19 protein-coding genes and 1 tRNA gene are annotated in these 25,519 nt (G+C 59.9%); 12 read left to right on the top strand and 8 right to left on the bottom strand.

What is annotated here, in order from left to right; genetic code table 11:
* Positions 1–17: 17 nt before the first annotated feature.
* Both ACTG2U_RS05280 and hinT read right to left on the bottom strand, forming a co-directional pair.
* The gene (locus ACTG2U_RS05280; protein WP_429022553.1) at positions 18–1,454 is read right to left on the bottom strand and encodes a COG3014 family protein; all 1,437 of its coding nucleotides are present in this window, start codon (positions 1,452–1,454) and stop codon (positions 18–20) included.
* The gene (hinT, locus tag ACTG2U_RS05275) at positions 1,454–1,804 is read right to left on the bottom strand and encodes a purine nucleoside phosphoramidase (protein WP_021231009.1); all 351 of its coding nucleotides are present in this window, start codon (positions 1,802–1,804) and stop codon (positions 1,454–1,456) included. Before hinT ends, ACTG2U_RS05280 begins: the two co-directional genes overlap by 1 nt.
* 252 nt (positions 1,805–2,056) lie before the next feature.
* Between hinT and ACTG2U_RS05270 the strand changes: the two genes are divergently transcribed.
* The gene (locus ACTG2U_RS05270) at positions 2,057–4,069 is read left to right on the top strand and encodes a methyl-accepting chemotaxis protein (RefSeq protein ID WP_439974149.1); all 2,013 of its coding nucleotides are present in this window, start codon (positions 2,057–2,059) and stop codon (positions 4,067–4,069) included.
* 71 nt (positions 4,070–4,140) lie between these two features.
* Here ACTG2U_RS05270 and ACTG2U_RS05265 read toward each other — a convergent pair whose 3' ends face one another.
* Positions 4,141–5,016: a 6-pyruvoyl trahydropterin synthase family protein gene (locus tag ACTG2U_RS05265; protein WP_021231007.1), complete on the bottom strand. Its 876-nt coding sequence runs from the start codon at positions 5,014–5,016 to the stop codon at positions 4,141–4,143.
* 80 nt (positions 5,017–5,096) lie between these two features.
* On the opposite strand from ACTG2U_RS05265, the gene ACTG2U_RS05260 reads away from it, so the two are divergent.
* The 5 genes from ACTG2U_RS05260 to ACTG2U_RS05240 all read left to right on the top strand — a co-directional run bounded on the left by ACTG2U_RS05260 (position 5,097) and on the right by ACTG2U_RS05240 (position 10,465).
* A complete protein-coding gene (locus ACTG2U_RS05260; protein ID WP_042053202.1) occupies positions 5,097–6,440 on the top strand; it encodes a dihydroorotase in 1,344 nt (447 codons plus the stop codon).
* Positions 6,441–6,552: 112 nt separating this feature from the next.
* Positions 6,553–6,629 (top strand) — tRNA-Pro (locus ACTG2U_RS05255).
* Between the two features lie 216 nt (positions 6,630–6,845).
* Positions 6,846–7,277 (top strand): CC0125/CC1285 family lipoprotein, encoded by a 432-nt coding sequence (locus ACTG2U_RS05250; protein WP_439975107.1) that lies wholly within the window; start codon positions 6,846–6,848, stop codon positions 7,275–7,277.
* Positions 7,278–7,481: 204 nt separating this feature from the next.
* The gene (locus tag ACTG2U_RS05245) at positions 7,482–8,741 is read left to right on the top strand and encodes a dicarboxylate/amino acid:cation symporter (RefSeq protein WP_439974148.1); all 1,260 of its coding nucleotides are present in this window, start codon (positions 7,482–7,484) and stop codon (positions 8,739–8,741) included.
* 104 nt (positions 8,742–8,845) lie between these two features.
* The gene (locus tag ACTG2U_RS05240) at positions 8,846–10,465 is read left to right on the top strand and encodes a methyl-accepting chemotaxis protein (protein ID WP_439974147.1); all 1,620 of its coding nucleotides are present in this window, start codon (positions 8,846–8,848) and stop codon (positions 10,463–10,465) included.
* 67 nt (positions 10,466–10,532) lie between these two features.
* Here ACTG2U_RS05240 and ACTG2U_RS05235 read toward each other — a convergent pair whose 3' ends face one another.
* Complete coding sequence (locus ACTG2U_RS05235; RefSeq protein ID WP_439974146.1) at positions 10,533–11,135, bottom strand: DUF924 family protein; 603 nt, start codon at positions 11,133–11,135, stop codon at positions 10,533–10,535.
* Positions 11,136–11,386: 251 nt separating this feature from the next.
* On the opposite strand from ACTG2U_RS05235, the gene ACTG2U_RS05230 reads away from it, so the two are divergent.
* Positions 11,387–12,307 carry a DUF808 domain-containing protein gene (locus tag ACTG2U_RS05230; protein WP_335812401.1) on the top strand — a complete coding sequence of 307 codons (921 nt, stop codon included), beginning with the start codon at positions 11,387–11,389 and terminating at the stop codon, positions 12,305–12,307.
* Positions 12,308–12,430: 123 nt separating this feature from the next.
* The gene (locus tag ACTG2U_RS05225; RefSeq protein ID WP_439974145.1) at positions 12,431–14,227 is read left to right on the top strand and encodes a M3 family oligoendopeptidase; all 1,797 of its coding nucleotides are present in this window, start codon (positions 12,431–12,433) and stop codon (positions 14,225–14,227) included.
* Between the two features lie 63 nt (positions 14,228–14,290).
* On the opposite strand, the gene ACTG2U_RS05220 is transcribed toward ACTG2U_RS05225, so the two are convergent.
* Complete coding sequence (locus tag ACTG2U_RS05220) at positions 14,291–15,697, bottom strand: nucleobase:cation symporter-2 family protein (protein ID WP_100646258.1); 1,407 nt, start codon at positions 15,695–15,697, stop codon at positions 14,291–14,293.
* Between the two features lie 505 nt (positions 15,698–16,202).
* Between ACTG2U_RS05220 and ycfP the strand changes: the two genes are divergently transcribed.
* Both ycfP and ACTG2U_RS05210 read left to right on the top strand, forming a co-directional pair.
* Positions 16,203–16,742 carry an alpha/beta hydrolase YcfP gene (gene ycfP, locus ACTG2U_RS05215; protein WP_005334000.1) on the top strand — a complete coding sequence of 180 codons (540 nt, stop codon included), beginning with the start codon at positions 16,203–16,205 and terminating at the stop codon, positions 16,740–16,742.
* Between the two features lie 74 nt (positions 16,743–16,816).
* On the top strand, positions 16,817–18,109 hold the full coding sequence (locus tag ACTG2U_RS05210; protein WP_005333998.1) for an NAD(P)/FAD-dependent oxidoreductase: 1,293 nt from the start codon (positions 16,817–16,819) through the stop codon (positions 18,107–18,109).
* Positions 18,110–18,193: 84 nt separating this feature from the next.
* On the opposite strand, the gene ACTG2U_RS05205 is transcribed toward ACTG2U_RS05210, so the two are convergent.
* The 3 genes from ACTG2U_RS05205 to ACTG2U_RS05195 all read right to left on the bottom strand — a co-directional run bounded on the left by ACTG2U_RS05205 (position 18,194) and on the right by ACTG2U_RS05195 (position 22,723).
* Positions 18,194–18,835: an energy-coupling factor ABC transporter permease gene (locus ACTG2U_RS05205; protein WP_005361550.1), complete on the bottom strand. Its 642-nt coding sequence runs from the start codon at positions 18,833–18,835 to the stop codon at positions 18,194–18,196.
* Positions 18,836–18,923: 88 nt separating this feature from the next.
* Positions 18,924–19,721 (bottom strand): pyruvate formate lyase 1-activating protein, encoded by a 798-nt coding sequence (gene pflA / locus ACTG2U_RS05200; protein WP_115521007.1) that lies wholly within the window; start codon positions 19,719–19,721, stop codon positions 18,924–18,926.
* A gap of 65 nt (positions 19,722–19,786) precedes the next feature.
* Positions 19,787–22,723 (bottom strand): sensor domain-containing phosphodiesterase, encoded by a 2,937-nt coding sequence (locus ACTG2U_RS05195; protein WP_335812403.1) that lies wholly within the window; start codon positions 22,721–22,723, stop codon positions 19,787–19,789.
* 135 nt (positions 22,724–22,858) lie between these two features.
* On the opposite strand from ACTG2U_RS05195, the gene ACTG2U_RS05190 reads away from it, so the two are divergent.
* Both ACTG2U_RS05190 and ACTG2U_RS05185 read left to right on the top strand, forming a co-directional pair.
* Positions 22,859–24,547: an FAD-dependent oxidoreductase gene (locus ACTG2U_RS05190; RefSeq protein ID WP_005344666.1), complete on the top strand. Its 1,689-nt coding sequence runs from the start codon at positions 22,859–22,861 to the stop codon at positions 24,545–24,547.
* A 214-nt stretch (positions 24,548–24,761) separates the two neighbouring features.
* The gene (locus ACTG2U_RS05185) at positions 24,762–25,421 is read left to right on the top strand and encodes a DedA family protein (protein ID WP_005353037.1); all 660 of its coding nucleotides are present in this window, start codon (positions 24,762–24,764) and stop codon (positions 25,419–25,421) included.
* Positions 25,422–25,519 lie beyond the last annotated feature (98 nt).

Raw genomic sequence — 25,519 nt, 5'->3', positions numbered from 1 at the left:
CTCTCTTCGCCATCTGCTCAGAGCGGCATCACCCGGGTGGTCAGACCGGCGCCGAGGCGCTGTACCCAGACCAGGGTGGTGCGTCCCTTGTGGATGGTGAGCGGCAATTGCCGCTGCGCCGTCCCTGCGCCCAGGGTGAGATTGATGTCACCTGCCGGCACCATCCCCTGCCAGCTCGATGCCTGAGCTGGCAGCGTCAGCCAGCTGCGGGTATCGGCCCGCTCGGAGAGGGTGTTGAAGATCCCCACCAGAATATTGCCCACATCCCCCCCCTCTTTGGCGGCGGTGCGGCGCATCTGCTCCTTGGCCACCAGTCGCAGCGCCTGGCGGGTCAGCATGCCGGGCAGCCGCTCTTGCAGATCTTTGGCGGCCAGCGCTTCCAGCCTGACCAGCTCGCTGGTCTGCCAGGCCCGCTTGCCGACTTCCACCGTCAGCGGGCCGGTGTCGCTGGCCCGATTATCGTAATAGGGGATGGCGACGGTAAAGGTGCGAAAATCGCCGCGGGAGGTGGAGATGGGCAGCGGCAGGAACAGTTCGCGCCGTGCCGGGATCAAACCATCTTCAAACAGCACCACCAGTTGGCCTTGATCTTTTGCAAGCGGCGGCGCTTTGCGGCCTATCTTTTTCTCGGTCTCGCGGATCTCGTCCGGTGAGCCACGCAGCCGCGCCAGACGCAGCAAGGCATCTTGCAGGCTGCGGTTGTCCGGCGCTATCTGGTAGCCGCGCTGATAGTCGACCCAGGCATCGTTGAGATCCCCGGCCGCCTCATAGAGCACGGCGGAAAAATAGAAGGTGTAGGCGTTCTGAAAACCGTTCTTGACCTTGCCGATCAACCGGTCGAGATCCGGTGCGCCGCGCGACATCAGCTGGCGCATCTCGCCTTCTGCTTCGGCCTCTTCGCTCTCATCCTTCGCCTTGCGCACCTCATCGGCTCGCCGTTTCAGGGCCTGCTCCTGCACCTGATTGGCCCGGCGCACCTCCACCAGGGCGCCATCGGCATCACCCCGTTGCAGATAGTTGAGGGCCAGATAGTGGTGCAGCATGGTGCGTTCGTAATCGGGAGTACGATAGGCCATCGACTGATCGTTGGTGAGCAGACTGCCCACCTGATCCAGACCGTGGCTCAGCCGGTATTCGGCCTGATTGTCTTCCCACTGAAGGCGGCTGTCGGCGGCGGTGAACGCCAGCTTGCTGCCCGCATCCTGACCCGCCAGCCAGGCAATGCGCCCCTGTTCGAGCCGATCCAGCACAAAGGTGTCATCCCCCAGGGTGGAGTCGCGCACCTCGGGCAGCGCCTCGGCGGCATGGCCCAGCAGCAGCTGGTTGCGCAGGGGCACCATCTGATCGGAGTAGGAGACGAACATATCCTGCCAGCGGGAGGCGCAGCCTCCCAGCAACAGCAGGGCGCCGCAGAGCAACAGGGCGCTGCGGCAGGTTGAGGCGTGGCGATTCATTACAGGCTGAGCAGCGGTCCCAGCGGCTGGCCACCGACCAGATGCATGTGGATGTGGTAGACCTCCTGCCCGCCGTGGCGGTTGCAGTTCATGATGAGGCGGTAGCCATCTTCGGCGATGCCCGCCTCGCTGGCCAGTTTGCGGGCCACGGTGAACATCCGGCCAAGGGCCAGTTCATGTTCGGCTTCCACGTCATTGACGGTGGGGATCAGCACATTGGGGATGATCAGAATATGGGTCTTGGCCTTGGGCTGGATATCCCGGAATGCGGTGACCAGATCGTCTTGATAAAGGATGTCGGCGGGGATCTCTTTACGGATGATTTTGCTGAAAATGGTTTCTTGCGCCATGGCTAACTCCCTTATATGAAACAGAAAATTGAACTAGAACCCCAAGCGGCTCCCGAAAGGGGGGCGAGCAGCACGCCAAGTGTGACACAAGCCGACATTTGACACAGCTGATGTCCCATTCCCTTCAGTTATTGTTAAAAATACCGATAGCCAGAGGGACGTCATCTGCAGCGCCTGTTCAGGGTGGTCTGCAGGGTATCAAAAGGACGGGGTACTCAGGCAAGGGACTTTTGCATATACAGCGGGACAATAATGAAACAAACAATGTCGGATCTCTCCATCTTGCAGCGAGTCTACCTTGGCTTCGCGATCCTGGTGGCCGTGATGGTGGCCAGTTCACTGCTCACATTTCGTAGTCAGGAGACCCTGGGGAACGCACTGGAGCAGGTTACCCAGCAGTCTATGCCGCTGGTGATTGCCAGCAGTCAGACCCAGATCACCCTGCTCAGCGCCAACAAGTGGCTGGGGGATGTGCTCACCGAGCAGGATCCCAAACAGCTGCCGGCCGAAGTGGCCGAACTGAAACAGGCCAAGGCTGCGGTGGGCAAGAGCCTTGACGTCTTGCGCCAGCAGGTGGCCCACCACCCCGAACTGCAAGGGGAGATGAGCAGCCTCAGCCAGCAGGTCGACAGCTACCTGCAACTGACCGATACCCTGCCCGGCGAACACGAGGCGCTGCTCACCCGGCTGCACAAGGTCAATTTGGCCAAGGGGCAGTTTCAGGTCAGTCTGCCCCAGTTCAAGAAGAGTCTGGGTGACATGATGGTCACCATCGACGACAGCTTTATCAAGATGCTCTCCGAGACCCTGACCACCAAGCTCTCCGCCATCGAACTCTCCACTATGGACGCCCTCAATCAGACCATTCCGGCCCCCATCGAAGGGGCGCTCAAGCGCAACAAGATGCAGATCGAGGGGTTCAACAGCACCATCAAGGATCTGCAGGGGGAGCTGAAGAACTTCGAGAACGACATGGGCCACTATGTTCACGGTTTTGTACGCGACACCACCGCAAGCGAAGGCGTGCTCTCCCAGTATCTGGCGCTGATGAAGCAGCAGGAACAGATGCGGGAGAAGAGCAAGCAGGCCAGCGCCCTGATAGTCGAGATCCAGAATCGGCTTGAGCGGATCACCGGCCAGAGTCAGCAGCTGATGAGTCAAAGCATTCAGCACGCCAAAGCCACACAGAGCCAGAGCACCCTGACCCAGGGAACCAGCATCGTAGTCGCCATCCTGATCGCCATGCTGGTGGCTTATACCCTGGGCAAGGCCATTCGCCGTCCGCTCAGGGAGTTGCTGCGGGTGCTGACCGAAGTGACCCAGGGCGACATGACCCAGCGCATCGGTTTTCAGAGCAAGAACGAATTTGGTCAGCTGGGCAGCCAGATCAACCTGCTGATTGCCCAGATGGGGGAGGTGCTGGCACAGCTTTCACAAGCGTCTGCCCAGCTTAACGATGCCGCCCACGGCAATCGCTACACCACCGAATCGGTGCGGGCTGATCTGGAGAAACAGCGGCAGGAGACCGCCTCGGTCGCCGCCGCCATGACCCAGATGGAGGCCTCGGTGCGGGAGGTGGCGCAGGCTGCCAACCAGACCCTGGAGCGGGTGCAGGATGTGGAGAAGGCCTCCGAGATGGGGCGCAAGGTGATGGCAGGCAATATCACCACCACTCATCAGCTGGCGGGCAAGCTACAACAGACCGGCAAGGTGATTGGCGATGTGAGCGCCATGAGCAGCCAGATCGGCAATATCCTCGATGTCATTCGCGGCATTGCCGAGCAGACCAACCTGCTGGCCCTCAACGCCGCCATCGAAGCGGCGCGGGCCGGCGAGCAGGGGCGCGGATTTGCGGTGGTGGCGGATGAGGTGCGCAGTCTGGCGGGCCGCACCGCCCAGTCCACCAGCGAAATCCAGACCATGATCGAGAACCTGCAGCAGGGGGTAGCCAAGGCGGTGACCGTGATGCAGGAGTGTTCTCGCGAGATGGACAGCTGCGTGGATCAGAGCTCTCATGCCAACAACGCCATGGAGGAGGTGCAGGGGATTGTGGTGCTGATCAGCGACATGTCGAGCCAGATCGCCTCTGCCGCCGAGCAGCAGCAGGCCACCAGCGCCGATATCGCCACCAACCTCAACCGCATCTCCGATATCTCGGATCTCAACTATCAGGGGATCGAGCGTGTAGCCGAGACCAGCCAGCAGCTGGACTCCCTTGCCGAGCAGCAGGAGAGCCTGGTCAAGCGCTTCCGCCTCAGTGCCTGATGGTCGAGAGTTGAAACAACAAGGCCCCGCAGATGCGGGGCCTTCTCTTTATTGCGGCAGTGACAAGAGGATCAGGCGTAGGCAATCGCGCCCTTGCCGACCCCTTCATAGGCGACAATCTTGACGAACTTGTCGCCCACCATCTTCTTCACTTCGCGGGCGATATAGCAGGCCAGCAGCTCAACCGTGGTGTCAGTGTCGATCATCTCCACCTCGGCGCTGGGGATGGCCAGCTGGAACAGCCCCTGGGGCGCCACATATTTGAAGCCGCAGTGATGCTCACCAAGCTGGGCATTGGCGCGAGGGCTCAAAGCGAGCTCGGTCAGCGCCACCTTGTCCTCCTCGGTGCCAAGGTAGATATCGCCCCAGCGCTCGGCCCAGTTGAGCTCAAGCTCCTGGTCGCGCTCGCCATCGACGTGGATCTCGATGGGAGAGCGGTGGCCGTGGGCGATGCGCTGGCAGTTGCCATCGTGCTTTTTCAGGCCGTGGCTGTAGTGGTAGAAGGCGCCGGTGATCGCCTCCTGACGCAGGGTCAGGGAGAGATCCTTGATATTGCCCGGCAGCCGTTTGGCCAGTACCGCCAGCAGGTAGCGGGTCACCGACTCTTTATCAACTTGCGGAGCCGGGATAAAGGCGAAGCCCTGGGATGGGCAGCGCAGATGGATGGAGCGACCCGGGCGCAGCAGATCCACTGTGCTTTCGTCACCATCCAGAGCCTCAACGTGGATCAGTGGGCACTCGGTCGGCACCAGCAGCTTGTGGTCCACCTCTTCATCAATGATCGACTTGATCAGCTTCTTTACCCGGCCAAAGTCCAGCAGCATGCTCATTTCGTTGAGCTCACCGCTCATTTCGATATCTACCAGCCAGCTCTCGCCCACCATGCCGCGGCGTTCGCACAGGTAGCTGGAGTCGATCACGGTCAAATCTCTTACAAATAACTTCATCAGTCAGGCCTTGCTACAGAGAAAGGGCAGTTTTGCGCTATTATGACCCGCGATTATCGGCAAAGGAACTGGAACCCCCCATGAACAAACTGCTTATCAAGAATGCCACCCTGGTCAACGAAGGCCGTATCTATGCCTCCGATGTGTTGATCGAGGGGGAACGGATTGCCCGCATCGCCCCGGATATCGAGGCGCCCGATGCGCTGGTTATCGATGCCGCAGGTCGCCATCTCATCCCCGGAATGATCGATGATCAGGTCCACTTCCGGGAGCCGGGATTGACCCACAAGGGGACTATCGCCAGCGAATCCCGTGCCGCCGTCGCCGGTGGCACCACCAGTTTCATGGAAATGCCCAACGTCAATCCCCAGACCACCACCCTCGACGCTCTCGAAGCCAAATACCAGATCGCCGCCAACTCCTCCGTTGCCAACTACAGCTTCTATCTCGGCGCCACCAACGACAACCTGGAAGAGATCAAGCGACTCGACCCCAAGCAGTCCTGCGGGGTCAAGGTGTTTATGGGCTCCTCGACCGGCAACATGTTGGTGGACAATCAGGAGACCCTGGCGGCCATCTTCCGCGAAAGCCCGGTGATGATCGTCACCCACTGCGAAGACACCCCGACCATCGCCAAGGCCGAAGAGGCGGCGCGGGCCAAGTGGGGCGAGAATGTGCCTATGGGCGAGCACGGCCGCATTCGCAGTGACGAGGCGTGCTACAAATCCTCCAGCATGGCGGTGGCGCTGGCGAAAAAATACGGTGCCAAGCTGCACGTGCTGCATTTGACCTCGGCCAAGGAGCTGTCGCTCTTTACCGCCAGCCATGACCTGAGCGAGCTGAAGGACAAGAACATCACCGCCGAGGTGTGTGTGCACCACCTCTTCTTCAATGATGCCGATTACGAGACCCAGGGCAGCCTGATCAAGTGCAACCCTGCGGTGAAGAGTGCCGCCGACCAGCAGGCACTGCTGGATGCGGTACGCAACGATGTGCTCGACATCATCGCCACCGACCACGCGCCCCACACCTGGGAAGAGAAGCAGAACAGCTACTTCAAGGCGCCGTCTGGCGTGCCGCTGGTGCAGCACTCTTTGCAGGCGCTGCTGGAGCTCTACCACAACGGCGTGTTTACCCTGGAGACTATCGTCAAGAAGACCTCCCATGCGGTGGCCGAGCGCTTCCAGGTGCAGGATCGCGGTTATATCCGCGAGGGCTACTTCGCCGATCTGGTGCTGCTGGATCTGGGCAAGCCCTATGTGGTCAACGATGACAACATCCTCTACCACTGTGGCTGGTCGCCCTTCAACGGCTACCGCTTCCACAGCACGGTGGAGATGACGCTGGTGAACGGCCAGATCGCCTGGCAAAACGGGCAGGTGACTGACCAGATCCTGGGCAAGCGGCTGACCTTTAACCGCTAATTGTTCGCAAAGCAGGCGAACGCACCGCGGCCGAGGAATTGGCGGCGTTTCCCTGTTGACAGGGCAGGGTCATCTCCATAAACTCTGCCCCCGTCAGCCGAGCTGACTCCGTCGGTGTGTAGCGCAGCCAGGTAGCGCATCTGCATGGGGTGTAGAGGGTCGGAGGTTCGAATCCTCTCACACCGACCAAATTCCCCGGTAAAGGCCTTGTCAAACGACAAGGCCTTTTCTTTTGCCTGCGATTTGCCGCACAGGCGCGAAGCCAGTGGTGATGCATGCTGGTCGCTGCTGGCGTGAGTCGATTGTGCAGCCACCGCGCTTTATGGTGTAGTAACAACTCTGTTGCTCATTTGTCTGGCGAGGCCTCTCGTGTCTGCATCCGTATCTAAACCCTGTTGTCTGCTGATGATCACCCTGCTGTTGGTGGGCTGCGCCACCCCTTACGAGAGTGAAAAGTCATTCTGGAACGGCCAGACCGGTTTTTCCCAGACCCGGCTTGGCCCGGACAAGTGGCAACTGGAGTTTGTCGGCAACGATTTGGTGGACAGGGAGACCGCCCGCAAATATGTGCTCAAGCGGGCAGGGGAGCTGGCACTGGCAGAGGGTTACTCCTGGCTCAAGGTCGATGAGCTGACCATTAACCGCGATGCCGTCAGGGTGTCCCCATCACGGCCGATCTTCGGCTTTGACGAGGATGAACCGGATCTCTTTATGGCCCAGATGCAGGTGCAGCATACCATCTCGGCGCTGCTCACTTTTCGCCTGTTGCCACGGGCACTCGATGAGCGAACTCTGAATGCGAAATATCTCGCCGAAATCAAAATAAACAGTGATTAATATTGGTGGCTTGCAAGATCTATATCACATACACCTAATGGCAGGATAAAATTCTGGATAAAGCCTCTAGATTTACCCCCTGCTTTTAGGCATTCTCCCAGCATACCAGCCGCCAGGAATCAACGGCTCGGATCACAAAAACGGACTGTAGTGGCTCCCACGCCACTGTTTACGGCTTGCACCAATCAAAACCGGGACTCCCCCATGAAAATGAATAAACTGACGGTCGCCATCCTCATCTCCATGATGTTTGGCATCCTCACCGGCCAGGGCTATCGGATGTTTGCCGCAGATCAGGCTGCGGATTTCGCCAATAACATCACGATCCTGACCGATATCTTCCTGCGCCTGATCAAGATGATCATCGCTCCCCTGGTCTTCACTACCCTGGTGGTCGGTATCGCCAAGATGGGTGACACCCGCACCGTGGGGCGTATCGGTGCCAAGACCCTCGGCTGGTTCATGCTTGCCTCCCTGATGTCCCTGAGCCTGGGTCTGGTGATGGTGACCCTGATGCAGCCGGGTGTGGGTCTCTCGCTCTCCCTGCCCAATGAGACCGCCAGCTCGGGCATTGCTGCCGGTGCCATTACTCTGAAAGATTTTGTGACCCACGCCATTCCCAAGAGTGTGGTCGAGGCGATGGCCACCAACGAGATCCTGCAGATCGTGGTCTTCTCCCTCTTCTTCGGTCTGGCTGCCGCTGCGCTCGGCGATCTGGCCAAGCCGGTAGTGGTGCTGATGGCCAGCGCTGCCGAGATCATGCTGAAAGTGACCGGCTACGTGATGAACTTTGCGCCGTTCGCGGTATTTGGCGCCATCGCTGCCATGGTGGCCAAAGAGGGGCTGGGTATTCTGGTTACCTACGGCAGCTTTATGGCCCAGTTCTATATCGCACTGGCCTGCCTCTGGCTGCTGCTGATCGCCATGGGTAGCGTCTTCCTGCGTGGTCGCGTCATCAAGCTGCTGGCGATGATCCGCGAGCCCATCCTGCTCGCCTTCTCGACCGCCAGCTCTGAAGCGGCCTATCCGAAGACCCTGGATCGTCTGGAGAAGTTCGGTTGTGACAAGCGCATCGCCAGCTTCGTGCTGCCGATGGGGTACTCCTTCAACCTCGACGGCTCCATGATGTACTGCACCTTCGCGGTAATGTTCATCGCCCAGGCGTATGGCATCGAGCTCTCCATGGCCCAGCAGATCACCATGCTGCTGCTGCTGATGGTCACCTCCAAGGGGATGGCCGGGGTACCGCGCGCCTCTCTGGTGGTGATTGCCGCCACCCTGAACCAGTTCCATATTCCTGAAGCTGGCATCCTGCTGCTGCTGGGGATCGACCACTTCCTCGACATGGGCCGCTCAGCCACCAACGTGCTGGGCAACGCCATCGCCGCCAGTGTGGTTGCCAAAACCGAAGACAGTCTGGGTGAAACCGTCGCGCTGGGCGAGAGTGAGCCAGCCAAAGCCTGACCACAACGCCATGAAAAATAAACAACAACGGCCCGCCAATGCGGGCCGTTGTTGTTTATGGCTCGTCTACACTGCTAGATAGTTTTCATCTGGAGTGTACGGTTATGAACATTGCTCGTCGGCTTCAACTGATAGCGCTGCTGGTTATGCTGGCGCTTGTTTTCCTCAGCTGGTTCAGTATCAACCGCCTCGGGGCTGGCAATCGAGACTTGAGCTATGTGACGGACAATACGGTGCCCAGTATTGCGCTGATCAAGGAGGTGCAGGCTGCGTTCTATGAGCTGCACTCCCGGGTTCAAAGCCATATCCTCAACACCGACAATGACAAGATGCAGCAGATAGAAGCGGATATTGCCGAGCATCGCAAACAGATCAATTCGCAACTGGAGAAATATAAAGCAGAGATGCTCTCCAATGACGAAGACCGGCGCCTGACCGACGATGATCAGCGCATTATTGCGCAATATTATCAGGAGATAGACAAGGTTCTGCAGCTCTCCAGACAAAACAAGAACGATGAAGCGCGAGACATGCTGGCGGGAGAAGCCACCAGAGTGTTCCAGCAGTTTGCCAAGGCAATCGAGCTTCACGTCAACTTCAATATGGATTTGGGATTGGCGCTCAAGAAGCAGGGCAAGGAGAACTACGACAACAGCCTGCAAACCCTGTTGTTTATCGCCGGTGGTGCCACCGTACTGACGATGGGGCTGTTTGTCTGGTTGTTCAATCAGGTGGCCAATCCCCTTCGCACCGCCATGGATACCCTGACCCGGATCCAGCGCGACCTCAACTTTACCCTGAGAGCAGATGTGAAACAGCAGGATGAGATTGGTCTGACCCTCAATGCGGTGAACCGGCTGCTCGATACGCTGCAACAGACATTTACCGAATTTTCCGTAGGCAGCTTGCAGATCAAGAGCACTGCCGAATCCCTCTCTCAGGCAGCGCAGCACCTGGCCAGCTCGGCTAATCAGGCCAATGATGCCACCAGTCTGATAGCCGCCGGTGTGGAAGAGATGACGGTCAGCATCACAGATATCTCCCAGCGTACTCAGGAGACGAGCCGCATCACCAACGAATCGGGGCAGCTGGCGACCGAGGGGGGCCGGACCATCGAGCGCACCGTCCATGCCATCAACGAGATCGCCGACTCGATCCGGCAGGCCTCGGCCGAGGTCATTGCGCTGGGTGAGGGCATTTCGCGCATTGGCGGTGTGGTCAACGTGATCCGTGATGTGGCGGGGCAGACCAACTTGCTGGCCTTGAACGCGGCCATTGAAGCGGCGAGGGCCGGGGAGTCCGGCCGTGGCTTTGCGGTGGTGGCGGATGAGGTGCGCAAACTGGCTGAGCGCACAGCCCAATCCACCCAGGAGATCTCCGCCACTGTAGAGGCGATCCAGCAGGAGTCGAACAATACGGTCTCCCGCATGCATCTGGTGGAGGAGAAGGTGAGCCAGGGGGTCACCATGGCGACCGAGAGTGGCGCTATTATTGCCGAGATCCGCAGTGCGTCGCACCGGGTGATGGAGCAGGTGGGCGAGATCACCAATGCCATCCGCGAGCAGAGTTCGGCCGCCGAGTCGATTGCCCATCAGGTGGAGCAGATTGCTCAGGTCGTGCAGCAAACCAGCAGCACAGCGGAGGAGACCTCTGCCGCAGCCGAGGAGCTCAATGTCACCACCGAGAGCATCCACCAGCAGATATCCCGTTACCGCATTCAGTAATGCTGACGGTTGTTATCCATCTGCTATCCCCGCCAGCCAGCTGGCGGGGATTTTTTATATGGCTTGCTTAGAAGCCTGAGCCCGGTTGCTGCAAAAATGCCGCCTCTTCCGGTGTGCTGGTGCGACCCAGTATGTCGTTGCGGTGGGGGAAGCGGCCAAAGCGTTCGATGATCACCTGATGGCGGCGTGCAAAGTCGGCAAAGCCCGCGAAGGTCGCCTGCGCCGGTGTGCCAGCCTGCTCGGCAGCCAGTGCCTCGAACAGGGACACGCTTCGGACTTGTTGTTCGCGGGATTCGGCATGCTCCAGTGGCAGATAGAAGAAGATCCGCTCCAGTGGTGAGAGGGATTTGTCAGCCCCGATGGACAGCCCTTTCAGGCAGAGATCCCTTGCCAGCGGATCCTGGGCAAAGGCCGCAGGCGTGCCGCGATGGATATTGCGGGGCAGCTGGTCAAGCAGCAGGATCAGCGCCAGCCTGCCGTGGTGCAGATCGGCCCAGTCGGCCAGCTCCCCGTTGGCGGCCGCCTCTGCTTGCGCGCCAAATTGCTTGGCCAGCAGGGCATCCGTTTCGCTGCTTTTCCCCCACCAGAGAGGGGCTTGCCGTGTGGCCCGCAGGACATCATCGGCTTCGTCGCCAAACCAGAAATCGAGCAGAGGTTGCCAGGGTTGCATGGGAACTCCTTGAGGTGATTCAGAGGGAACCAGGAACAAATGGCTCAGGGGTGCTGCCGAAACGGCGGCTTCTCGTTACACTGTGCCATCTTTTGCCCGAAAGACGTAACCCCCCGATGGCGAGCGCCGGATTTTTGGCTCGGCCGATGATGGCCTGCGATCGCCATGAGGTGGTCCTGTTGACCCTGGTGGTTATCGGGACGTACACCGCTCTCGCGGGGTTGTTCTCACTGATATAAGGAATCTTTGATATGGCCGGAACCAGTTTGTTGGCCCTGCTCGATGATATCGCCAGCGTGCTTGATGACGTGGCGCTGATGACCAAGATGGCGGCGAAGAAGACTGCCGGGGTGTTGGGGGATGATCTGGCCCTCAACGCGGAGCAGGTTTCCGGAGTGCGTGCCGAGCGGGAGCTGCCGGTGGTGTGGGCGGTGGCCAAGGGCTCATTTCGCAACAAGCTGATTCTGGTGCCCGCCGCCATCGCCATCAGTGCGCTGGTGCCCTGGCTTATCACGCCACTCTTGATGCTGGGAGGCGCCTACCTCTGCTTTGAAGGGGCCGAGAAGCTGGCCCACAAGTTCCTGCCCCATGAGGCGAGTGAAGGTGAGGCACACACAGCCCCCATTCCCGATGATCTGGCGGCGTTTGAGCAGCAGAAGGTGAAGGGAGCAATCCGCACCGATTTTATTCTCTCTGCCGAGATTATCGTCATCGCCCTTGGCACGGTACAGGGAGCAAGCCTCGCGCTGCAGCTCTCGGTAGTGGCTGGCATCGCCCTGCTGATGACCATCGGGGTCTACGGGTTGGTGGGGCTGATCGTCAAGCTCGATGACATCGGTCTGCATCTGCTGCAAAAGCCCGATGGCAGCGCCCTGCGCCGCGCGGTGGGGCAGGGACTGTTGGTGACGGCGCCCCGTCTGATGCACCTGCTGGCTCTGGTCGGCACCATCGCCATGTTTATGGTGGGCGGCGGCATTCTGGTGCATGGCTGGCCCTTTGCCCATCACCTGATTGAAGGTGCAGCCGCTGTTGTTGCCAGCCTGCCCACAGTGGGGGCCGTACTGGCGGCGGTGACGCCGACTCTGCTCAACGCCGTGGCCGGTGTGGTGGCGGGTCTGCTGCTGGTTGCCGTGATGACGCTGGTGAGCCGTCTTGCCCCGGCCAAGGGATAAGCGAGCTTACGGGCCATTTTCTCTTTTTTCCTCTCTTCATTTTTTGGCCAGCGGGACGCTCGGTCTCTGACTTGCTGCCCGCAGGTCTGCAGCGCCTCCCGATAAAGGCCTTTGCGAGAAGTTATGTATCAACAACAGTGGAATAACGACCATATCTACCCGGGCCTCGACAGCACCGAGCTGGAAGCGGACATGCGCGCCGCCCGCCACGCGCTGGAAGAGCTGGCCAGCTATATGGCAGGTCTGGACGGGGTGCGCGACGATAACGCTGCGCTGCTGGATTTTTTGCGGGAAGTGCGGCTGCGGACTCGGGATATTCACAACATTGGCTGGAACATGGCGATTCTGGCCGCGTGCCGCGGCAGCCAGGATGCGCGGGATCCGCAGGCCAAGCAGTTGGCATCCCGCGCCCGCTCCCTCATTGCCGATCTGTTCAAGACCCTGGCGCCGGTTGAAGATCTGATGCTGGCGTTGCCGGAAGAGAAATTTGCCGCGCTGATGAGTGATCCGCTGCTCGGCGAGGAGGCGTACCGCTTGGGCCATGAGCGTCGCTTGCAGGATCAGCGCTTGCCGGTGGCGGCGGAGCAGCTGGTGATCGGTCTGGGCACCGATGGTCTGCACGCCTGGGGCAACCTCTACAACGATCTGGTGGGCAAGATCCGGTTAACCATTGATGGCCGCGAGATGGGGCTGGCCGAGGCGAGCAATCTGCTCTCCAGCCCGATACGTGCGCTGCGTTTAGAAGCCTTTGATGCCATTAGCGCCGGCTGGGAGGGAGAGCAGGAGACGGTTGCCGCTATCCTCAATGCCCTTAACGGCTGGCGGCTGGAGCTGGCCCGCCAGCGCGGCAACACCCGGTTGCTCGATGCGCTGGATCTCTCTTGCCACCAGAGCCATATTGAGCGTGCCACCCTCGATGCCCTGATGAGCGAAGCCTGGCGAGCCCGTGGGTTGGGTCAGCGGGTGCTGGAGCTGATGGCCGAGCGCCTTGGTCTCGACGATCTGGGGCCGGAGGATCTCTTTGCACCGCCGCCAGCTTCCAGCAGCCGTGACATTCCTTTTGATGAGGCGATCGAGTTGATTGCCGATGCTTTTAGCCGATTCGATCCCGAGATGGGGGCATTTGCCCGCATGATGGCCGAGAAGGGGTGGATTGATGCGGCGCCCACGCCAAATCGCCGCACCGGCGCCTACTGCACCAAGTTTGCCGAACCGGTCGAACCGCGGGTCTTCGTCACTTATGCAGGCACCATGGATAACGTCATTACGCTAGCCCATGAGCTGGGCCACGCCTGGCACAACTGGGTCATTCGCGATCTGCCGATGAGCCAGCGCCGTTACCCCATGACGCTGGCGGAGACCGCCTCCATCTTCGCCGAAACCCTGGTGCGTAGCGCCTTGTTTGAACAGGCGCAAAGCACGGAAGAGCAGCTGGTCATCGCTTGGGCCGAAGCCGATGGCGCTGCCACCTTCCTGGTCAATATCCCGGCCCGCTTCGATTTCGAGCGGGCGCTGGTGGCAGAGCGGGCGCAGGGTTATGTGCCGGCAGAGCGGCTCAAGGCGCTGACTGACGAGGCATGGGGGCGTTGGTATGAGGGGAGTCTGACCCGCTATCACCCCATGTTCTGGGCGGCCAAGGCGCACTTCTCCATCGCCGGGTTTGGCTTTTACAACTACCCCTATCTGTTCGGTTATCTCTTCAGCCTCGGGGTCTATCAGCAGTTGATGAGCCGCAAGGCGGCGGGGGAAGAGGGCGTGGCCGAGGCGTATCGCGCCTTGTTGCGCGATACCGGCCGCATGAGCGCCGAAGAGCTGGTAGCCAAGCATCTGGGGCAGGATATCCGTGAGGCCGCCTTCTGGCAGGGGAGTCTGGCACAAGTAGCGCAGGCGGTAGAGCGCTTCGCGCAGTTGCCTGCCTGATTGGGTCAGCGGTGATATGAACAACAGGCCCCCGGACAGTCTCGCTGTCCGGGGGCCTGTTTGTTATGCCTGTTCTTGCTGCGGTTTGATGGGACCAACGAACAGAGGGCGGGTCTGGTGAGTCAGGTCCGGCTGATAGCCGTTGAAGAAGAGGTTGAGCAGCACCGAACTGATGGTGGCCAGCAGGATACCGCTATGAAAAAGCGGTTGTAGCTGCGCCGGAAGCTGCTGGAAAAAATTCCCGGAGACCGTCGGGATCATGCCAATTCCGAGACTGATGGCGACGATATAGAGGTTGTGGCGGTTGCTGTTGTAATCGGTGCGCGCCAGGATGCGAATGCCGGTGGCCAGCACCATACCGAACATGACGATACCGGCGCCCCCCAGCACGAAGGGCGGGATGGAGGCGACCAGCACCGACATCTTGGGGATGAGGCCAAAGGCGAGCAGGATCCCCCCTGACATCACGCAGACCCAGCGACTCGATACCCCGGTCACGCTCACCAGACCGATATTCTGGGAGAAGGAGGTGTGGGGGAAGCTGTTGAATATCCCACCAATAATGGTGCCGATGCCATCCACCCGCAGCCCGCGCACGATATCACCGCGCCTGGCCGGATGGCCGACGATGTCGCCAAGGGCCAGAAACATCCCCATGGATTCGATAAAGGTGATGAGCATGATCACCGTCAGGGTGGCGATGGAGATGGGATCGAAGGTGGGCCAGCCGAAGGCGAAGGGCACTATGGGGGCAAACCAGGCTGCCTCGCCGAGGCCATCGAGGCTCACTTCGCCCATGGCGATGGCCACCGCGAAACCGAAGATGATCCCGAGCAGCACCGAGATATTGCTGAAAAAGCCCTTGGTGAAGCGGGTCACCAGCAGGATAAAGACGAGCACCAGAAAGCTGGTGCCGATATAGCGCAGGCTGCCATATTCCGGATTACCCTTGCCCCCCGCCATCCAGTCGATCCCCACCTGCATGATGCTGATCCCGATGGAGGTGATAACCACCCCGGTGACGACGGTGGGGAAGAGTGGCATCAGCCGACCTATCAGCGGCACCAGCAGGGTCGAGATGATACCGGCGGCAATGGTGGCGCCGAAGATGCCCGTCAGCCCCAGATCCGGGTTGGCTCCGATGGCCAGCATGGGCATCACGGCGGCAAAGGTGACCGACATGATGACCGGCAGCCGGATCCCGGCAAAGCGGCCAATCCCGACACATTGCAGCAGGGTGACGATGCCGCAGCAGAAGAGATCCGAACTGATGAGGTAGGAGATTTGATCCTTGGGCAGCCCCAGACTGCCGCCAATCACCAGTGGCACCGCCACGGCGCCGGCGTACATCACCAGCACATGTTGCAGGCCCAGGGTAAAGAGTTGGCCCATGGGGAGCATGCGCTCCACTTCATCCACCGGGCGCTTGCGCGCACCCGGTCGGGGGGAGGGGGGATTGGTCTCGTTCATGAACAGATCACTCCTTGAAGCCCGCGCAACTGCTACAGGCAAGATAGTGAAAGCCGCAGCTTTCCCGGTCATTGATCTCGTGTATTGACAGAGGTGCCAGATCCCTCGGCAGTAGTGAGAGGGAGCCGGTGCAGCACGGGTCAGTGCACAAAACATGCACAACGCCGCTCACGAGAGAAAACGTTTGGCGATAACGCCTTGTTTTTGCGGGATGACTCACATACCGGCCAGATAAGTGTCCGGCTGTTGGCAGGGGAAGGAGGTGGGGGCATCTCAGATTGGTAAGGGGTTTATCATTATCGGTCTGGCGATCTCACTTTGATAGCCGGGCACCATAACGTTGCTCGCAATGCGCCCCTCTGCATGTGACGGCGCTCGCGGGCCGCAGGGCGCAATCGGGGGCGGGGGCGTGATCCAAAGCAAGAAAGTTGGATGTTTTGGTGGCGCACGGGGCCGCCGCTGGGGTAGTTTCGATAAAACCGACACAGATCCTGAGGTCTTATCCATGATCATCTATCTGCATGGCTTTGATGCCACCAGCCCAGGCAATCACGAGAAAGTGCTGCAGTTGCAGTTTATTGATGATGATGTGCGTTTCGTGCACTACAGCACGGTTCACCCCCGTCATGATATGAGCCATCTGCTCAAGGAAGTGAAAAAACAGCTCGATATGAGTACCGATCCCAAACCGCTGATCTGCGGCGTGGGTCTTGGTGGCTATTGGAGCGAGCGGATCGGCTTTCTGTGCGGCATTCGCCAGGTGATCTTCAACCCCAACCTCCATCCGGAAGAGAACATGCAGGGCAAGATCGACCGGCCGGAAGAATATGACGATATCGGTACCAAGTGTGTAACTGAATTTCGTAAGAAAAATTCAGGAAACTGCCTGTGTATCCTTTCCGTTCAGGATGAAGTGCGCGATAATCGGGACACTGAACGTGAATTGAAGAACTATTACGACATCGTGTGGGATGAGCGCGAGACTCATAAGTTCAAAAATATCTCGCATCATCTGCAGCGGATGAAGGCCTTCAAAGAAGCCTGATCCATCACGTCGACCGATTTCGTTTTAGGGAGCCAATGGCTCCCTTTCGTTTTGAGGAACCGAGGAAAATCATCATGATGAATATTGTCGTTGTAGGCGGCGGCGCCGGTGGCCTGGAGCTGGCCACCAGTCTGGGTCGCAAGCTTGGCAAGAAGAACAAGGCCAAGATCACTCTGGTCGATCGCAACCGCACCCACCTGTGGAAACCCCTGCTGCACGAAGTGGCCACCGGCTCTATGGACGCGGGCATCGATGCCCTGAGCTACCAGTCTCACGCCAAGAACCACGGTTTCGACTTCCAGCTCGGCACCCTGACCGACATCAAGCGTGACGATAAACGCATCGTGCTGGCCCCGATCCACGACGACAATGGCGACATCGTGGTCAACGAGCGCGAACTGCCCTACGACTATCTGGTGATGGCCATCGGTTCTGTCTCCAACGACTTCAACACCAAGGGCATCAAGGATAACTGTATTTTCCTCGATAGCCCCTCCCAGGCGCACCGTTTCCACAACAGCATGATGAACCGCTTCCTGCAGTTCGCCACCGAATATAAGCCGGGCGACAAGGTGAAGATTGCGATCGTCGGCGGCGGCGCAACCGGCGTTGAGCTCTCTGCCGAGCTCTACAACGCGGTCGAGCAGCTCTACGCCTACGGCTTCAAGAACCTCACCACCGACAGCCTGAAGGTGACCCTGGTGGAAGCGGGCCCGCGCATTCTGCCGGCTCTGCCGGAGCGCATCAGCGGCGCCGCCCATCAGGAGCTAGTCAAGCTGGGTGTGGACGTGCGTACCGCCACCATGATCACCGAAGCGACCAGCGATGGTCTGCACACCAAGGATGGCGAGCTGATTGAAGCTGACCTGATGGTGTGGGCGGCCGGTATCAAGGCACCTGACTTCATGAAGGATATCGCCGGTCTTGAGACCAACCGCATCAACCAGCTGGTGGTGAAAGAGACCCTGCAGACTACCCGTGATGAGAACATCTTCGTTATCGGTGACTGCGCTGCCTGCCCGCAGCCGGATGGCAAGTTTGTGCCGCCGCGCGCCCAGTCTGCCCACCAGATGGCCAGCCAGGCGTTCAAGAACATTCTGGCCAAGATGAACGGCGGCGAGATGAAGCCCTACCTCTACCACGACCACGGTTCGCTGGTCTCCCTCAGCCGCTTCTCCACCGTGGGCAGCCTGATGGGTAACCTGATGCGCGGCTCCATGATGGTCGAGGGTTACATTGCCCGTCTGGTTTACATCTCCCTCTACCGGATGCACCAGATCGCCCTGCACGGCTACGTCAAGACCGGCCTCATCATGCTGGTGGGTCGCATCAACCGGGTACTGCGCCCGACCCTAAAGCTGCACTAAGCCAAGGTTTGACAGAATTCGGAATACCAAAAGGAGAGGCGATGGCCTCTCCTTTTTTATGGGCGCAGATCAGGAAAGAGAGCGTTACTTGCCCAGATAGGTACGGTCGAAGAAGGTATTGACCCAGTGAGGGCGGTAGATGGCCAGCACCGTCATCGCCATGCCGTTGAGCAGAGCTTCGGGGAACAGCAGCAGTGGCCAGATGGAGAGGTAATCCGCCGTGATGGTGTGCCAGGGGTAGCTGTCGCTCAGCCCCATCAGCAATGCGCTGGCGGCCACCTTGACCGAGATGGTGATGGCGCCACCGAGAAAGGCGGCCACGAAGATATAGACAAAGAGATGGCGCGGCAGCCAGGCCCAGCTGGCCAGAAACAGCAGCCAGCTGGTGGCTACCGGCAGGGCGATGCCAACCAGTGCCTGCCAGCCAAAATCGGCCAGATTGGTGACGCCGAAGTAACCGAGCACCAGCAGGGTTAGACAGGGGGCGAGCAGCGCCAGCCGCCAGCCCAGCAGCAGGGTGAGGGAGGTGAGCCCGAGAAAATGGACCTCCAGCCCCTCATGCAGACCGGCCCTTAGATACCAGAGCGGCACCAGCGCGATGGCACTGCCCAGCAACAGGTGCTGATAGAGGGGGTTGTCATGGAGGGTTTGCCACAGGGAGCGGCGCAGGCTGAAGGCCAGCAGTACCAGCCAGATCAGGAGGGCGGCGAGTTGTCCTTCACTCATCTTGTCGTCCATTCATGCAGTAGAGTCAGGGCGGCCTTCCCGACCGCCCCATAGCAGAGCAGGCTGACGAGTCAGCCTGCTTTTACCATCAATATTTGACGTTGTTGTGGTACTTGCTGAGGATGCCCTTGACCCGTTCCATGGTCTCCTTGCTGGGGGGCTTGATCCCGCTCAGCTCGTACGGGTCGCCCAGCACATCCCACTTGTGTTTGCCGAGCTCATGGTAGGGGAGCAGCTCCACCTTCTCCACGCTCTCGCCCAGCTCGGCGATAAACTGACCCAGCCCTTCGGCGCTCTCGTCGTCGTCGCTCCAGGTCGGTACCACCACGTAGCGGATCCACATGGTCTTGCCTTTGGCCGCCAGATAGCGGGCAAACTCCAGGGTGTATCTGTTGCTGACGTGGGTCAGTGGAATGTGTTTCTCGTCATTGATCTGTTTGATGTCGAGCAGCACCAGATCGGTCTGGTCGAGCAGTTTGTCCACCTGTTCGTCGAGATGGCGGACGAAGCCGTTGGTGTCGAGACAGGTGTGGATCCCTTTCTCTTTGCAGGCAGTAAAGAGTTCGGTAATGAAAGCCGGTTGCAGCATGGCTTCACCGCCGGACGCTGTCACACCACCGCCGGAGGCATTCATGAAGTGGCGATAGCTGGTGATGTCACTCATCAACTCCGGTACGGTCACTTCGCGACCACCTTCGGTATCCCAGGTATCGCGGTTGTGGCAGTACTTGCAGCGCATCAGGCAGCCTTGCATGAATACGATAAAGCGTATTCCCGGGCCATCGACAGTGCCGCAGGTTTCGACGGAATGGATCCGGCCAACGGTGCCGTGAGCTCCGGCTGGCTGGCTGATTTCAACGGCAGGGATCCGATTAATGACAGACATAAACAACTCCAACGATTCGAGCAGGCCGTTATTTTATTACATAAACCCCTATTGATCCTACACCTTTAGTCCGGCGCCCGGCTGCCAAGCAGCTGCTCCAGCCCCTTGACGGTGAGCGGCCGACTGGTGAGAAACCCTTGATAATGCTGGCATCCCAGCGCTTTGAGGATGGCCAGCTGCGCTTCCTCTTCCACCCCTTCGGCGGTGACGGTAAAACGGAAGACCTGGGCCAGATCGAGTATTGCCTTGACGATGGCTCTGTCCTGTTCGCTGTGTACCAGGGTCTGAATGAAGCTTCTGTCGAGCTTCACCTCGTCGGCGGGCAGATCCCGCAGATAGGCCAGCGACGAGTAGCCGGTACCGAAGTCATCGATGGAGATGAGGATGCCGAGCTCCTTGAGCTGGCGCATTCTGGCAATACTCTCCTGCCGATTCTCCAAGACTACCGATTCGGTCACCTCCAGCAGCAGGCGGGAAGGGGGCACACCGGTGTCGCGCAAGATGTACTCCACCTGTTGTACGAAGCCCTGGGTGTGGAACTGGCGGGCACTGACGTTGACCGACAGATGGGGGATCTGCAGGCCACGGTTGAGCCAGAAGCTGTATTGGGCACAGGCGGTTTTCATTACCCAGTAGCCGATCTCGAGGATCAGGCTGGTCTCTTCGGCGATGGGGATAAACTCCCCGGGTGGCACCATGGTGCCGTCGCTGCGCTGCCAGCGCAGCAGCGCCTCGATACCCGACAGCGAGCCATTGTCGACCCGGTATTGCGGTTGGTAGTGGAGTTGCAGCTCGTGATGACGCAGGGCATCGCGCAGCTCATTGGTGAGGGTCAGCCGGTTCTTCTCATGCTGGGCCATCGCCTCGGTAAAGAAGACGTAGTGGCCCTGACCGGCGCGCTTGGCCATGTGGGTCGCGGTGTCGGCCTGTTGCATCAGGACCAGATGATCCGTCTCGTTGCCGGAGAAGAGGCTGATCCCCACTGAGGCGCTGCAGTGCAGTTTGTGATCGCCGATGTCGAACGGGGTGCGAAACAGCCCCATCAGCTCGCGGGCGAAGTGCTCTGCCAGAATTTTGGCGGTGACTTCCCCTTGTCCCAGCTGGGTAAAGAGCAGGGCAAACTCATCCCCCGAGATGCGCGCCTGCACCAGATTGTCCTGCGGCAGCTCCCTGAAACGCTGCACCACGGCTTGCAGCAGCAGATCGCCGCAGGCGTGACCGAGGGAGTCGTTGATCGACTTGAAGTTGTCGAGATCCACCAGCAGCAGGGCGCCCCACTGGCCGTTGGAGGCGCTCAGGGTCTGCTGCAAAATATGGTTGAGGCTGCGCCGGTTGTGCAGACCGCAGAGATCGTCGTAGTAGGCGAGCTGCTCGATATGTCTGGCCGCCTCTTTTTCCTGGGTGATGTCGTAGAAGCTGCAGATAAAGTGGCTGAGCTCCCCCTGCTCATCCTTGACGCCGTTCACCATCAAGCGCACCGGAAAGAGGTGACCATCCTTGTGCAGGCAGCGCTCTTCACCGAGCCAGAACTCCTGCTCGTTGACGGTGCGGCTGACATCCTCCTTGAGATGATCCCCGTAGTAGGTGGGACGCAGCTTGCGAATGGAGTGACCGATCACCTCTACCTCGCCAAATCCGGTGATCCGGCTGAAGGAGTGGTTGACCTTGAGGATGATGCCGTTGTGATCCATCACGATCAGCCCATCGTGGGTATTAAAGGCTACCTCGGCCAGCCGCAGGGCATCGTCGGTGGCGAGTCGCTTGAGTTCGATGGCGGCCCGCTCGTGCTGGCTGCTCAATAGATCCAGCAGCTGTTCGGGCTCCTCAAGGGGGGTATCGAGCAGCAGGGTGATCTGGCCAATGGGGGCGCCGCTCTGGCCATGGAGCGGAATGCCGATGTAGGCGCTGGCATTGAGGGCCAGCAGCCGGGTCGCCTTGGGATAGCGCACTGGCAGATCTTCCACATAGATGGCCTGACCATGCTGGAACAGCTCCTGAGCGGGGCCGGGGTCGAGCTGGATGGGCTTGAGGGTGGAGCAGATCTCCTCGTTGATGACGCAGCGGGGGATGATCCAGAGATCCTGACCGCGGGGCTGGAACTCGCCGATCCAGCCCACCCGGGCACCGCTGGCGCTCATGGCCCAGCTTACCAGCGTCTTGCAGTAGTCGATGCCGGTCTGCTGGTGCAGTTCGGGCGGGAGGGCCAGTTCGGCGCGGTGCTCTTCCGGTTGCGGTTGCCAGTGGCCGAGCAGCTGGGCGCTGCTGCGCACCAGCTGCAACATCTCCTCGCTAAGCGGGGTGGGATCGAGATACTCCAGACTCAGCACCCCGAACAGCTTGTCCTGCTCCAGCAAGGCACCATCGAGGCGTGAGCGCACACCGGCACTGGTCAGATAGAGGTGATTGCTCAGCATCGGCTGGTGGGCGGCCTCCGAGAAGCTCAACGCTTTGCGGGTACGCAGGGCGCGGATATAGCGGCTGTCGCCGCGAATGGGATAGATCGCCTCGACCCCCAGGGTGAACACAGGGGTGAGTTGTTCGCTGCCGAGATCGCCGTTGGCCTGATAGTGCCAGAGGATGAGCCGATCGGCCCCCAAGCTCTCTTTAAGGGCCTCGAGCAGGGGCGCATACTGTTGCTGGCTCGCCATCTGGCTGAGGCGCGGCAGTTGCAATGCCAGATCGGCGATGGGCTCCTGGCGAAGGTTCTGCAGACAGATGAGCCAGAAGCCATCCTGCTCGTGAGCGAGGGCGATATGCCACAACTGGCTGGCAAAGCGCACGGTGATCTTGCCACCATGGCCGTTGGCCAGCAGTTGTTCGATGGGCAGGCGCAGGGCATCGGGCAGCTGGGCAGGCCAGGGGGCGCGCGGCTCATCGAGCCAGTAGAGCGGGGTTTGCATCACGTCGGTCAGGGCGACCAGCCGTTGACTGCGCAGATCCAGACGGAAAAAGAGCGGCGTCTGGAGGGCAGGAGGAAGATGACTGAGTGCGGTAGACGACATGAACAAACAACATCCTGTTAAGCAACCGTCGGGGTTGCAAGAATACTGCAAAATGGTGTGAAACAAAATTTCATTGAATTCTAAATTAGAAAAGCCTAATTTATTGCCCATTATCATGTATGAGGAGTCTTGCAGATGAAACGGATCCTGATTATCGGTGGTGTCGCGGGGGGCGCATCGGCGGCGGCTCGTGCTCGTCGTTTGAGTGAAGAGGCGGAGATCGTGATGTTCGAGCGGGGCGAGTTTGTCAGCTTCGCCAACTGCGGTCTGCCCTATCACATCGGGGGCGATATCCCCGACCGGGATGCCTTGCTGCTGCAGACTCCCCAGAGTTTCAAGCGCCGTTTCAACGTCGATGTGCGGGTCTTCCACGATGTGATTGAGATCGACAAGGCGGGCAAGACCTTGCTGGTGCGCAACCTGCAAACCGGTGAAGAGCAGCGCGAGCATTACGATGTGCTGCTGCTGAGCCCGGGGGCTGCGCCGATCCGTCCTCCCTTCCCCGGTATCGACAGCCCCCATGTCTATACCCTGCGCAACATCCCGGACATGGATCGCATTCTGGCGGCCCTGCATCACGATCAGCCGCGCCACGTCACTGTGGTGGGCGGCGGCTTTATCGGGCTGGAGATGATGGAGGCGCTGCATCAGCGCAAGCTGGATGTCACCCTGCTGGAGCTGGCCGATCAGGTGATGGCGCCGGTGGACAAGGAGATGGCCAACATGCTCCATGCCCGCATCCGGGAAGAGGGGATTGACCTGCGCCTGCGCACCGGCCTCACCGCCATCGAGAGTCTGGATCTGCCTGCCGAGAAAACCTCCGCCGTGCCGACCGCCAAAAGCGGTGGCCTGCGCCTGACCCTCAATGACGGTTCCCATCTTGATACCGGTCTCTTGATCCTCGCCATCGGCGTCAAGCCGGAAACCCTGCTCGCCGCCAAGGCGGGGCTGGAGCTGGGCCCACGGGGCGGCATCAAGGTGGATGCCGGGATGCGTACCTCGGATCCCTTCATCTATGCGGTGGGGGATGCGGTGGAAGAGATTGACTTCGTCACCGGCGAATCTGTGCTGATCCCGCTGGCGGGCCCGGCCAACCGGCAGGGGCGCATCGCCGCCGACAATATGCTGGGCCGAAGCGAAACCTACAAGAAGACGCAAGGGACCGCCATCTGCAAGCTGTTCGATCTGGCGGTGGCCAGCACCGGCCTCAACGAGAAGCGACTGGTGCAACTGGGATTGCCGTTCGAGAAGGTCTATGTCCATCCGGGCAGCCACGCCGGTTACTACCCGGGTGCCCATCCGGTCAGCCTCAAGCTGCTGTTTGCCCCGGATGGCAAGATTTACGGTGCCCAGGCCATCGGCAAGGATGGCATCGACAAGCGCATCGACGTGCTGGCGGTGGCCCAGCGCGCCGGTCTCACCGTGTTTGACCTGCAGGATCTGGAGCTCACCTATGCGCCGCCCTTTGGATCGGCCAAGGATGTGATCAACATGGCGGGCTTTGTGGCAAGCAACCATCTGAAAGGGGACACCCTGCTCTGCCACGTGGCCGAGGTGCAGGCTCGTAACCCCCATCAGCTGGTGGTGGATGTGCGCAATGGCCCGGAGCTCGACAAGCTGGGGCGGATTCCGGGGGCGCTGCATATCCCCCTCGACGAGTTGCGTGGTCGCCTCCATGAGTTGCCCAAAGAGAAAGAGCTGCTGATCAGCTGTCAGGTCGGGCTGCGCGGCCATGTCGCCTGTCGCCTGCTGAGCCAACACGGCTTTAAAGTGAAGAATCTCTCCGGCGGCTTCAAAACCTGGCAGATGGCCACCGCCGAGTAACCGTTTTATTTCTGTGCCTGTTTGCCCCTCTCCCTTGTGCGTGCAAGATGAGGGGCTTTTTGTTTCTGCTTTTCGCCCTCCTTGCATTCCCTAATTGCAGCAATATTTCGACACACTTTATTTCCTGTGCCGGACAAAATTAACGTTTTGTTCAGGGGATGGGTGCTATAACCCCTGCCTCGTTCATGATGAACCGTGTAGTAGGGAGAGTGACATGCTGGATATGCTGATGGCCATTTGGCATCAGGATTTTGACGCCCTGGTTCAGATGCAGGCGGTACCCCTGCTGATCAGTTGCCTGATGCTGGTACTGCTGCTGGAGTCCGCATTCGTCTTCCTGCCCCTGCCGGGGGACAGCCTGGTACTGCTGGCCGGTGGGTTGGTGGGCATGGGGGTGTTTGGCCCCGAAGTGACTCTTGTCTATCTGCCGTTGGCTGCTGGCATAGGTTCCGTGCTCGCCTACTGGCAGGGACGGGCACTGCAGCGCACCCGCTTTATGGATCATATCGAACGGATGTTGCCTCCCGACAGCCTGCCCAAGGCGACCCGGCTGCTGAAAAAGTACGGTTTTCTGGCGATGTTCTCCTCCCGTTTTATCCCGTTTGTGCGGGTGCTGACCCCCATGCTGATGGGGATTGGCCGCCTGAGCGTGCTGCGGATGTGCGTAGCCAGCTTTGCCAGTGCCTTTATGTGGGCGCTCTGCCTCAGTTTGGTGGGCAAACTGGCGATGAATACACCCTTCTTCCTCCACCACAGCGAACTGTTGACCCGGGCCCTGCTGATTACCTCGCTGGTGCTGTTTCTGGCGGCCGTCATGGCCATCCTGTTTCGCTGGTTCAAAGGCGGAGCAAAAAACGAGACCAGCCACGACTAGATGACAACCCTTGCCGCACTGGATCAGTGGGCAAGGGGGTTCTCGTGCTGCAGGGGCGCGGAATTGTGCCCATTCGGGTAATGAGCTTTGTGTCGGGT

Origin of the sequence: Aeromonas sp. 95A (genome assembly GCF_051919235.1) — a bacterium.
In the GTDB taxonomy this organism is placed as follows: Bacteria; Pseudomonadota; Gammaproteobacteria; order Enterobacterales; family Aeromonadaceae; genus Aeromonas; species Aeromonas veronii.
The sequence above is the reverse complement of the archived record's forward strand: the minus strand, read 5'-3'. Positions and strand labels throughout refer to the sequence as shown.